At 40.6% G+C, this 13,531-nt stretch carries 3 protein-coding genes; all 3 read left to right on the forward strand.

The window, feature by feature from the left end; all coding sequences use genetic code 11:
• The first annotated feature begins 2 nt into the window (after positions 1-2).
• The 3 genes from pxpB (at position 3) to VTHSUH11_RS09585 (ending at position 13,527) form a co-directional block, all read left to right on the forward strand.
• Complete coding sequence (gene pxpB, locus VTHSUH11_RS00570; protein ID WP_105092264.1) at positions 3-746, forward strand: 5-oxoprolinase subunit PxpB; 744 nt, start codon at positions 3-5, stop codon at positions 744-746.
• A gap of 4 nt (positions 747-750) precedes the next feature.
• A complete protein-coding gene (locus tag VTHSUH11_RS00575) occupies positions 751-1,764 on the forward strand; it encodes a 5-oxoprolinase subunit C family protein (protein ID WP_425319435.1) in 1,014 nt (337 codons plus the stop codon).
• A gap of 564 nt (positions 1,765-2,328) precedes the next feature.
• Entirely contained in the window at positions 2,329-13,527 is an 11,199-nt protein-coding gene (locus VTHSUH11_RS09585) for an ESPR-type extended signal peptide-containing protein (protein WP_219843290.1), read from the forward strand.
• Positions 13,528-13,531 lie beyond the last annotated feature (4 nt).

Consider the following 13,531-nt stretch of genomic DNA (forward strand, 5'->3'; position numbering starts at 1 on the left):
TCATGCATCCCACAATTTCACCTGTTGGAGATAGTGCTATCTCTATCGAATTCGGTCAAGTTATTGACCCAAAGATTAATCAGCGTATCCGTCAGACTGTGGCGAGTATTGAAAGCCTCCATTTAGAGGGGATAATTGAGATGGTGCCTACCTATTGTGCACTTCTCATTCAGTATGATGCATTGCGCTACACCTATGCTGAGCTGTGCCGCATTCTTGAACCTATCTGTACGCAGCCTATCCAATCTGATGAAAGTGAACTAGTGACGGTCATAGAAATACCGACCATCTATGGTGGTGAATTTGGCTCAGACCTTGGATTTGTAGCCTCTTATAATCACCTTACAGAGGCCGACGTGGTGAGCATCCATAGCGGCACGGATTACCTCGTGTACATGATGGGCTTTATCCCCGGTTTTACCTATTTAGGTGGCATGGATCCGCGCATCGCTACACCTCGCTTGTCCTCGCCACGTACACATATTCCGGCAGGGTCCGTCGGTATCGCAGGGGAGCAGACCGGCACCTATCCATCGGATTCCCCTGGAGGATGGCAAATCATAGGACGTACACCTCTGTCCATGTACGATGAGTCGCGAGAACAGGCGGCCCTTCTTAAGGCGGGCGATTATGTGCGCTATGTTCCCATTGATGAAAGTGCGTTCCACTATATTAAGAAATTGGGCACTTCTTTTAAGCCCGTTGTGCATCATGTAAAGGTAGGTGACCTCCGTGGCGGTAAGTGAATATATGAATGCGTCATTTGAGGTAGTTGCGCCTGGTATGATGACCACCGTGCAAGACGGAGGACGCGTAGGCTTTCAACAATATGGCATGCCCGTGGCTGGTCCTATGGATGGTGAAAGCTATTCTATCGGACAAGCCCTTGTAGGAAATACGACACCAGTAGGTGCTTTGGAGTGTACCGTACTCAGCCCTACGCTCAAGGTGAAAGGTACGTGTATTGTTGCTTTTACAGGCGCCGACATGAGGCCTACCATTAATAATGTAGAGGTGCCGCGGTACATTCCTTTTGTCTGTCATGACGGCGATGTAATCTCTGGCAGCTTTAGCCAATGTGGGGTGCGCATGTATATTTCCTTCGCCGGAGGTATTGATGTGCCTGAAATCAACGGTAGCGTGGCGACACATACAAAAGCGAATATTGGCGGAGTTGAGGGACGTCCCTTAGCGGCGGGCGACGAAGTGCGTTTAAAGGACTGCATGCGTGATACTATTATCTGCGACTATACTAGAGAATCAAATCATTTATTTAATACGGTTTTGTTTAATCGGGGCGGCCGTGAATGCCATGAACCGCTGCGCGTTGTACTGGGCTCGCAAACTAAGTACTTTACAGAAACGGGTATTCGCAATTTTAGCAGAGAACTCTATACATTAACCATTCAATGCGACCGCATGGGATTTAGGTTAGATGGAGCCCCTGTTGAACACATCGACGGCGCCGATATAATCTCCGATGGCGCTATATTTGGATCGATTCAAGTTCCATCTGATGGGAATCCAATTATCCTCATGGCGGATCGGCAAACAACGGGAGGCTATACGAAAATCGGCACCGTTATTACCGCTGATTTGCCTAGATTGAGCCAATTGCCTATTGGGGATGGAATTACCTTTGATATTGTATCTGTGGAAGAGGCACAAGAGATGTATAGGGCATATATGCAAAATTTGCATAGCAAAATCAACTTGGCTTCCGCACAAAGTACATTTGTATTCTCTCTGAAAACAACAATATAATATGTAAAAAAGACTGATTTATAAGTTTACACATAATTTTGTATGTATATGTATTTTATGAAAGCCACTCCTTGTAGTAAGGAGTGGCTTTTTTGTGCATAAAGTATAAATCAATATTAAATAATTTATCTGATTACTTAAAAATATATCGATATATTTTCTTAAACGAAAATCTTCTATAAAAAATGAGAGTAAAATGAACCAATTTGGTATAGCTTAAGTTGTGTGAAATCAATAACGGATTGATAATGAGAATGACAGAAATACTACATATAATGAAAATACATACGATATGAATTAAAATACATAAAGAATTAATATAGAACATAGTAAATATAAGTAAAATACAAAAATAGACAAAATTCGAAATAGGAATTAAATATTCTTAATCCGTATAATTTACAATTGAGAAATATGAGGGGGATATGATAGAATAATGAAATCAAATTCATAGTTTTTTAGAAGTTAATGGGTTTTATCGCTCTAGAAAGAGCTAAACTTCATTATGTATTTGAAAATATATTTCATGTAGTTGAGAGGTTAGTTAGTGAAAAGGAAGCGAAAATGAATAAAATCTTTAAAGTTATTTGGTCTAAGTCGAAACAATGTTACGTTGTAGTATCTGAATTGGCTAAGAATACAACAGGGAAAAAGAAAATTGTTGTGGCTAGTATTTTGGCGGCTTTGATGGCTGGTCAGGCTATGCAGGTTGAGGCTACAAAGGGGGATTTTTATGACACTGGCTCTACAAAAGGAGCTATTGCCATTGGTAAATCTGGTAGTACAGCTCCGCAGGCTACTGATGAAAATGCTATTGCTATTGGGCAAGCTGCAAGAGCCAATGGTCGTGGTGGTGTCGCACTAGGAAATGATACTCGAAGTGCACAAAATGCGATTGCTGCAGCATGGGATTCTCAGGCAACAGGTAAAAATTCTGTTGCCGTTGGTACGGGTACACGGGCTACAGGTTTGAGTTCAACAGCTGTAGGGGATGGTGCTCAGGCAACGGCAAATGGTGCTGTCGCGTTAGGTCAGTCTACAGAAAGTGCTGGCAATTCAGTTGCCGCAGGTTTTAATGCCAAAGCAAGGTCTAATAATACTGTTGCAATTGGTGTCGAGGCTAATAATGATGGGGGGATTACCAATAATGCATCAAGCGTATCTGTGGGTGTTGCAACTCGTGCAAGAGCAGTGGGCTCTATGGCAATGGGCGTAAGTGCTGATGCGTCAGGTAAATATTCTTTAGCATTAGGGAGTGGTGATGTTAGTGGTGATTATACAGATGGAACTAATCACCCAAGTGCTAGTGGTGAGAAGTCTATTGCTATAGGGCATAACTCGAATGCTTCTGACGAAAGTGCTATTGCTATTGGTAGTAGCTCTATATCTGATAAAACTAGTGCGACAGCTCTTGGTCGTAACACTACTGCTACAGGTGTGAATTCCTCTGCTATTGGTGCATATTCTATTGCTAGTGATACTGATGCAACCGCATTAGGTAGAAATGCTAATGCAACTGCAGCTCAATCAACGGCACTTGGTACATATAGTAAGGCGTTCGGAACGTATAGTACAGGTGTTGGCTATCAAGCAAATGCATCAGGATCTAATTCTACCGCAGTAGGTGTATCAGCAAAAGCTAATAAAGAAGGTGCTTCAGCTATGGGACCTGGCGCACGTGCTTATGGTAATGGGGCCATTTCTTTTGGTTATCAAGCTCTATCCGGTGCGAATATTTTTAACAGTGCTGGTAATGGTAGCTTTAATGATGCTAGTCCAGATGTTACTAGTTACGCTAAATGGGGTGATTCGGCAATAGGTTTGCGTGCTATTGCTTCTGGTGGTAATGCTACAGCTCTTGGTCGCAGTGCAACAGCAACTGCTGCTAATGCTATTGCTATCGGTGGTGGTAATGGTAATTCTGCCACAGATAATACTGAAAAAACAGAGGCAACAGGTGAAAAAGCTACAGCTATTGGTTATAACGCTAAAGCGAAAACAGGAAATGATCTTGCTGTTGGTCGTGGTGTTACTTCTAGTGGTGGTGCTGCTACGTCCGTAGGTTACTATGCAACTGCATCTGGAAATCAAACTGTTGCGTTAGGTTCTACTATCAATTCCACTGCTCAATATGCAACTGGTATTGGTTATAGTGTGAATTCTCAAGGTGAAGGTTCTGTTGCTATTGGTGCTGGTACTGATGCTCTAGGAGTTATTCCTGCAAAACAAGTTAAAGCAACGGCCAAAAATGCTATTGCTATTGGTCGTGCTACACAAGCAACCTCACAAGATGCAACAGCAATTGGTACAGAGGCAACAGCGTCTAATACCGATGCTATTGCAATAGGTAGAAAATCTAATGCTTCTGGGTCTACATCTATTGGTTTTGGTTATAACACACAATCGACTGCAACTAATACTGTAGCAATTGGTACTGACGTGTCAGCCACAGCTGAAAGTGCCATTGCTCTTGGTCGTAAGACTAAGGCTAGCGACTTAAATGCAACTGCAGTTGGTCCAATTGCGAACGCCTCTGGAAAGTACTCTTCAGCGTTTGGTATGAACGCCGCTGCATCTAAAGAAAACTCGTTAGCGTTAGGCACGAATGCCAATGCATCTTTAGATAAGTCTGTAGCTCTTGGTAGTGATTCTACAACTGCTACAAATGCTACAAGTCAAGGTTCCGTTGTTATTGGCGGTAAAACAATAACTTGGAATGGTGCACCAACTGTGTCGGGTACAGGTATGCAAGTTTCTGTTGGCGCTGCTGGTGCTGAACGTCAAATTAAGAACGTAGCAGCAGGTGAAGTATCTGCTAATAGTACCGATGCAATTAATGGATCTCAATTGTATGCGGTAGCAGATGTTCTTAACCAGGCTAATGCGGATCAATCTATTAAATACAAAGCTAATGGTACAGGAAGTAATTCTGTTAAACTTTCTGATGGCTTGAACTTTACAAATGGTAATACTACTACGGCAACAGTAGGTGCAAATGGTCAAGTATCCTTTGATCTTAATACGGCAACAAAGCAATCAATTGCTGATTCTGCTACTGCTGTAGCTCGTACGGTTTCTCTTGGCGGTGATACAGGTACTACAACGGCTAAATCCTTATCCTCTGGTAATGTTAACTTTGGCATTAAGAGTGGCAGTCCTACGTATCTTACAACTAAAGCAACTGGTAACGATGTAACATTGACTATCAATGAGCAGGCCATTAAGAATGCCGCTAAGGATGCATCATCTTTCAAGGTGAAAGCAAATACTACTGCTGCAGAAGATGTTAAGGGTGGCGATACAGTTACTTTCAACAATGGCGATAATATCGCGATTACCCAAACTGGTAAGACCTTTAAAATTGCTACGGCTAAAAATGTAACATTTGATGCTGCAACTATTGGTGGTAATACAACTATCGGATCTACAGGTGTTACAACTAATAAGGTGACTGTAGGTGCTATTTCTATTGATGGAACTAACGGCATTAACGCAGGTAATAAGGCGATTACTCATGTAGGCACAGGTATTGTAGCGAATAGCAATGCAGATAATAGTAATGTAGCTAATATTGGCGATGTTAAGACTATCGCTAATGACGCTGTAGCTAATTTGTCTACAAGTCTTGGAGTTACGGATGGTACGAATAGTGGTACTGTTAACTTAAAGAACCAAAGTTTAAAAGTTGTTGGTACAGGTGTTGCAAAGGCAACTGTAAATGGCCAAACAATTACAGTTGATGTAGCAAAAGGTACATTGACAAATAATACGACAACTGGTGCTTTAACGGGTACTGCTGGTGTTGTTGATGCTAATGATATGGCAACTGCTGTTAACACAGCGATTACAAAAGCTGTAGATACTGCTACTGGTACGCAAAAACTTGATGTTTCTGCAGGTGGTACAGATAGCTCCGTTAACCTTAAAACTCAAAAATTAACGGTAGCAGGTGCAGGTGCTGCGACAGCGTCTTTGACTGGTCAAACGATTACTGTTAATGTGGCGGAAGGTACATTTACTAATAAGTCAGATGGTACAACGAGTGCTACAGCTGGAGTAGCTAAGGCTGTAGATGTAGCCGCAGCGATTAATAATACTAATGCTGTATTAGGTAATAAAATTACGGAAGCTACACAATCTTTATCTACATTAGGTGACAATAAATTTAAATTAACGGCAGATTCAACCTCAACAACAGGTCAAGCACTTAATAAGTCTGGTGGCTTATCCTTTAAGATTGCCGGTGATGGTGACTTAGTATCCACAAGTGCTACTACAGATACTGTAAATGTGACTGTTAAAAAAGGTACACTAACTAATGCTGCAGATGGATCGCTTAATGTAACTAATAGTGGGGTAGTAACTGCAGATAACATGAAATCTGTAGTCAATGATGCGATTACTAAAGCGGTTACATCTGCTAAAGATGGTTCTGCCTGGAATATTTCTACTAATGGTGGTACCGCTACCAAAGTATCTGGTGGTAATACGGTTGATCTCATTAATGGTGATAACATCGAGATTACACAAGATGGTACAGATGGTAAGAAGATTACGGTTAAGACGAAAAAAGACCTTACATTAGATTCTGTAACTGCAGCCAATGCTGTAAAAGTAGGCTCTGGTACTAACCTTATTACCTTAGATGGTACAACAGGTGGAGTGAGTGGTAATTCCTTCACAGCTGGTAATGCATCTATGAATACGACTGGATTCCGTGTAACAGGGGGCCCATCTGTTACTACTGTTGGTATTGATGCAGGCGGTAAACAAATTACTAATATGATAAGCGGTGGCACAGTTGCTACTAATGCCGCTACTATTGGTGATGTGAATACTAAGGTTACAACTGCTATTAATGATTTAACAACTAATTTAACTAAGAATACCAATATTGCTTACACAGCAAATACTGCTACTCCTGGTCAAACTGTGTCCTTAAAAGATGGTTTTAAGTTCACTAATGGCACATTAACAACTGCAGAAGTAGCAGCTGGTGGTGTTGTGAAGTTTAATGTTACTCAAGGTACATTGTCTACGGATACCAATGGTACTGTATCTGCTGGCACACCTGGCGTGGCAACAACGAGTGATGTGGCAAGTGCTGTTAATAGTGCGGTGACTACGGCTGTTACCAATGCGACAGGCAATCAAAAACTAGATATCTCCGCAGGTGGTACAGATAGTTCCGTTAACCTTAAAACTCAAAAATTAACAGTAGCAGGTACAGGTGCTGCGACAGCGTCTTTGAATGGTCAAACGATTACTGTTGATGTAGCACAAGGTACATTTACTAATAAGTCTGATGGTACAACCAGTGCTACAGCTGGTGTGGCTAAAGCTGCGGATGTAGCATCAGCAATTAATAATGCTAATACAGCATTAAGTCAAAAAATTACTGATGCAACTACCTCGTTGGGCACATTAGGTAATAATACATTCACATTAAAAGCAGATTCTACAGATACAACAGCGCAAGCACTCAATAAATCTGGTGGCTTAGCGTTCAAAGTAGCGGGTGATGGCGATTTAGTATCTACTAGCGCTACTACAGATACTGTAAAAGTAACTGTCAAAAAAGGTGAATTAAGTAATGCTGCAGATGGCTCTCTAAATGTAACTGATAGCGGTGTAGTAACTGCAGATAACATGAAAACTGTTGTGAATGATGCTATCACTAAAGCTGTCACATCTGCTAAAGATGGATCTGCATGGAACATTTCTACTAATGGTGGTACAGCTACAAAAGTGTCTGGTGGTAATACGGTTGATCTCATTAATGGTGACAACATCGAGATTACACAAGATGGTACAGATGGTAAGAAGATTACGGTTAAGACGAAAAAAGACCTTACTGTAGACTCTGTGACTGCAGGCAATACTGTAATTAATACATCTGGATTAACTAATGGTACAACTGCTATTACTGGAACTGGTATTACAACAGATAAGGTAACAGTAGGTGGCTTATCTATTGACAAAACTGCAGGTATTAATGCTGGTAATAAGGCGATTACTAATGTAGGCACAGGTATCGTGGCGAATAGCAACGCAGATAATAGTAATGTTGCTAACATTGGCGATGTTAAGACTATTGCTAATGATGCTGTAGCTAATTTATCTACAAATCTTGGTGTTACAGATGGCACGAATAATGGTACTGTTAACTTAAAGACTGAAAAATTAAAAGTTGTTGGCACAGGCGCTGCAACAGCGACTGTGAATGGTCAAACGGTTACCGTTGATGTAGCAAAAGGTACATTAGCAGCTAATGCGGTAACTGGGGCCTTAACAGGTACTGCTGGTGTAGTTGATGCTAATGATATGGCTACTGCTGTCAATACAGCGATTACAAAAGCTGTAGATAATGCGACAGGTACCCAAGCTCTTAAAATTGGTGGTGACACTACAGCTACTGGTTCTGTTAACCTTAAGAGTGATACATTATCTGTAAAAGGTGATAATAAATTTATTACAACAGCAGCGTCTGGCAATGACATTACCTTAACGGTTAACGAACAAGCAATCAAAACAGCAGCAAAAGATGCGGCAAGTTTCAAAGTAAAAGCTAATAGCGAAGCTGAACAAGAAGTAAAAGGTGGCGAAACTGTTGTATTTAACGATGGTGACAATATCGAGATTACCCAAACTGGTAAGACCTTTAAAATTGCTACATCTAAAAATGTAACATTTGATACGGCAACTATCGGTGGAAATACAACTATTGGATCCACTGGTATTACAACAAATAAAGTAACAGTAGGTGGTATCTCTATTGATGGCACTAACGGCATTAATGCAGGTAGTAAACAAATCACTAACGTAGCAAGTGGTGGTACTACAGCTACGAATGCTGCGAATATTGGTGATATCAATGCGGCTATTTCTAGTTTGACTACTAACCTAGGTAAAAATACGACAATTGCTTATAAAGCAAATAATGCAGGCGGTCAAACAGTATCCTTGGCAGATGGATTTAATTTCACTAATGGTACATTAACAACTGCAGAAGTAGGCGCTAGTGGCGTTGTGAAGTTTAATGTAACGCAAGGGGCATTATCTACGGATACCAATGGTACTGTATCTGCTGGTACAGCTGGTGTAGCAACAACTGCTGATGTAGCAAGTGCTGTGAATAGTGCGGTTAGCACAGCGGTGAATAATGCAACAGGCAATCAAAAACTTGATATTTCTGCAGGTGGTACAGATAGCTCCGTTAACCTTAAAACTCAAAAATTAACAGTAGCAGGTACAGGTGCTGCGACAGCGTCTTTGAATGGTCAAACGATTACTGTTGATGTAGCACAAGGTACATTTACTAATAAGTCTGATGGTACAACCAGTGCTACAGCTGGTGTGGCTAAAGCTGCGGATGTAGCATCAGCAATTAATAATGCTAATACAGCATTAAGTCAAAAAATTACTGATGCAACTACCTCGTTGGGCACATTAGGTAATAATACATTCACATTAAAAGCAGATTCTACAGATACATCGGCTCAAAATCTTAATAAATCTGGTGGTCTAGCATTTAAAGTTGCAGGTGATGGTGACTTAGTGTCCACAAGTGCCACTACGGATGCTGTAAAAGTAACTGTTAAAAAAGGTACATTATCTACAAATGCAGATGGTACGATTAATAAAGCTACAGATGGCGTAGTAACAACAGATAATATGACGACTGTTGTGAATGATGCGATTACTAAAGCTGTGACATCTGCTAAAGATGGTTCTGCATGGAACATTTCTACTAATGGTGGTACCGCTACAAAAGTATCTGGTGGTAATACAGTTGATCTCATTAATGGTGACAACATCGAGATTACACAAGATGGTACAGATGGTAAGAAGATTACGGTTAAGACGAAAAAAGACCTTACATTAGATTCTGTAACTGCAGCCAATACTGTAAAAGTAGGCTCTGGTACTAACCTTATTACATTGGATGGTACAACAGGTGGAGTGAGTGGTAATTCCTTCACAGCTGGTAATGCCTCTATGAATACAACTGGATTCCGTGTAACAGGGGGCCCATCTGTTACTACTGCTGGTATTGATGCAGGCGGTAAACAAATTACTAATATGATAAGCGGTGGCACAGTTGCTACTAATGCCGCTACTATTGGTGATGTGAATACTAAGGTTACAACTGCTATTAATGATTTAACAACTAATTTAACTAAGAATACTAATATTGCGTACACAGCAAATACTGCTACTCCTGGTCAAACTGTGTCCTTAAAAGATGGCTTTAACTTCTCTAATGGTACATTAACAACTGCAGAAGTAGCAGCTAATGGTGTTGTGAAGTTTAATGTGACACAAGGTTCTTTGTCTACTGATGGCAATGGTAATATTACAAATACAGCAGGTGTAGCTACAACAGACGATGTAAAAAATGCAGTTAATACAGCGATTACAAAAGCAGTAGATAATGCTACTGGTACTCAAAAACTTGATATTTCTGCAGGTGGTACAGATAGCTCTGTTAACCTTAAAACTCAAAAATTAACGGTAGCAGGTACAGGTGCTGCGACAGCGTCTTTGAATAATCAAACGATTACTGTTGATGTAGCACAAGGTACATTTACTAATAAGTCAGATGGTACAACTAGTGCTACAGCTGGTGTAGCTAAGGCGAGCGATGTAGCGGCTGCTATTAATAATGCAAACACCGTATTAAATCAAAAAATTAGTGATGCAACTACCTCGTTGGGCACATTAGGTAATAATACATTTACATTAAAAGCAGATTCTACAGATACAACAGCACAAGCACTCAATAAATCTGGTGGTTTAGCGTTCAAAGTAGCGGGTGATAGCGATTTAGTATCTACTAGTGCTACTGCAGACACTGTAAAAGTAACTGTTAAAAAAGGTACATTATCTACAAATACAGATGGTACAATTAATAAAGCTACAGATGGCGTAGTAACAGCAGATAACATGACGACTGTTGTGAATGATGCGATTACTAAAGCTGTTACATCTGCTAAAGATGGTTCTGCCTGGAATATTTCTACTAATGGTGGTACCGCTACAAAAGTATCTGGTGGTAATACGGTTGATCTCATTAATGGTGACAACATCGAGATTACACAAGATGGTACAGATGGTAAGAGGATTACAGTTAAGACGAAAAAAGACCTTACTGTAGATTCTGTAACGGCAGCAAATACCGTAAAAGTTGGTTCTGCTACTAACCTTATTACATTGGATGGTGCAACAGGTGGAGTGAGTGGTAATACATTTACAGCTGGCAATGCATCTATGAATACAACTGGATTCCGCTTAACAGGTGGTCCATCTGTTACAACGACAGGTATTGATGCAGGTAATACAGTGATTACCAATGTTGCTAGTGGTGGTACGACTTCTACAAACGCTGCAAATATTGGTGATATCACAAAGGCGATTAGTGATTTGACTACTAACTTGACTAAGAACACAAGTATTAGTTACACAGCAAACAACGATACTCCAGTTAAAACTGTATCCTTGAAAGATGGGTTCAAATTTACTGATGGTACATTAACAACTGCAGAAGTAGCAGCTGGTGGTGTTGTGAAGTTCAATGTAACGCAAGGTTCTTTGTCTACTGATGGCAATGGTAATATCACAAACACAGCAGGTGTAGCTACAACAGATGATGTAAAAAATGCTGTTAATACCGCAATTAACAAAGCAGTTACTAACTCTTCTACAGCGGTTAATACTCTAGGGGCGAATACTTTCACATTAACAGGTGATAATAGTACGTCTACAACAGGACAAGCACTCAATAAAAATGGTGGTTTATCCTTCAAAGTAGCAGGTGATGGCAACTTTATTACTACGTCTGCTGCTACTGATACGGTAACTGTGTCTATCAAACAAGGTACATTTGGTAGTAATACAGATGGTACAGCTAAATCCACTACTAATGGTGTAGCGACAACAAATGATGTAGCCAACATCGTTAATACAACCGTTACTAATGCTGTTACTAAAGCGACAGGTTCTCAAGTACTTAACATCACAGATGGCACTAATAATGACTCTATCAATTTGAAGAATGATACATTGAAGGTTGTAGGCTCAGATGGTGTTACTACTGAAGTGAGTGGTAAAACTATTACTGTAGGTTTAGATACGGCTACTAAGAATAAGATTAACAATGCTAGCGCTGCAACGAATAAAAATATTTCTCTTGCTGCAGATACAGGCACTACATCTAGCCAATCCTTAAAAGATGGTGATGTATCCTTCGCAGTGAAAGGTGCTACAGGGGATTATATCTCTACAAACATGAATGGTAGTACTGTAGAGATTTCCACTAAACGTGCAACCATCGATAGCAATGCCACAACAGGCCAAGCTTCCGTAACTGGAAATGATGGTCTTGCAACTGCGAAAAATGTAGCTGACGCTATTAATGCGGCGACTGCAAAAGCAGTATCTCAATCTGCATGGAAACTTGCTGCAGATGGTACGACCGGTACAGAAACGATTTCCGGTGGTGACACTGTTAACTTCAAAGCTGGTTCCAATATGGAAGTATCTCGTACTGGCAAGGATATTACCTATAAGACAAAAGACAATGTTGCTTTCACAACGGTAACAGCTGGTACAGGCGCTAATGAGGTTAAATTAGACGGCAATACTGGCACGGTAACTGCTAAGGATATCACTGCTACGGGCGATGTAACTGCTAAAAATGTAACTACATCTGGTAATGTGACTGCCGCTGGTACTCTGAAAGGTGACACTGTTCAAGGTAATACTGTGAAAGCTGGTAATGTAACAATTACAGGTGGTACAACAAATACCATTACAGGTCTATCTAATACAACATGGACTGGTTCTACAACTACACCAGACCGCGCAGCTACAGAAGGTCAATTACAACAAGCAATTAGTAGTGCCACATCCTCTGCAACATTTAAGTTTGATGGTGATAACAATAGCCAACAAACTATGAATCTACAAAATGGTACCTTCAAAGTTACTGGCGATACCATGATTACGACTAATGCTACAAGTGCAGGTATCGGATTATCATTAAATACGAACAATGTTAAAATTGCCTATGCTGCGAATGGTTTAAATGGTCAAACAACGAGCATTGCAAGTGGATTAAATTTCACTGATGGTGATCATACAAAAGCAACTGTAGCAGCTAGTGGCGTAGTGAAATACGATGCTAAAACATCGACTATTTCCGTTGCAAATGGACATGCTGCGGCTAGTGGCAATGATCTTGCAACTGCAGATAATGTGGCTGATGCGATTAATCAAATGACCCAAAACAATGCGGGGAATACAACGCAACTTCGTCAAGAAATTAGCAAGGTTGCTACCGAAACGCAACGTGTAGGTGCTCATGCGGCTGCGATGGCAGCGTTGAAACCAATTCAATACGATCCATTGGCTCCAACACAAATCATGGCTGGCGTAGGTAACTATCGTGGTGAAAGCGCAGCAGCTTTAGGTATTGCACACTATACAAATGACAATACTATGTTTAACGTAGGTGTATCTGTTGGTGGCAACCATAATATGATTAATGCGGGCGTAACACACAAATTTGGCATTAGTGCTGAAAAGAAAAATATTCCTGATCGTTATAAAGCGGGCCCTATTAGCTCCATTTATGTAATGCAAGATGAAATGACTCAATTACGTTCTGAAAATGAAGCGTACAAGGCTAAGCTTGATAAACAACAATCTGAAATCGATGCATTGAAAGCAGCTGTTGATCAATTGCTTGCTTCTAAAGCATAGTTTT

The organism is Veillonella tobetsuensis (genome assembly GCF_002959935.1).
Taxonomy (GTDB): Bacteria; Bacillota; Negativicutes; order Veillonellales; family Veillonellaceae; genus Veillonella; species Veillonella tobetsuensis.

Bases quoted from the DNA above. Each gene is read 5' to 3' on its own strand.
- VTHSUH11_RS00575 (WP_425319435.1), top strand. From the start codon at position 751: ATGAATGCGTCATTTGAGGTAGTTGCGCCTGGTATGATGACCACCGTG.
- pxpB (WP_105092264.1), top strand. From the start codon at position 3: ATGCATCCCACAATTTCACCTGTTGGAGATAGTGCTATCTCTATCGAA.
- VTHSUH11_RS09585 (WP_219843290.1), top strand. From the start codon at position 2,329: ATGAATAAAATCTTTAAAGTTATTTGGTCTAAGTCGAAACAATGTTAC.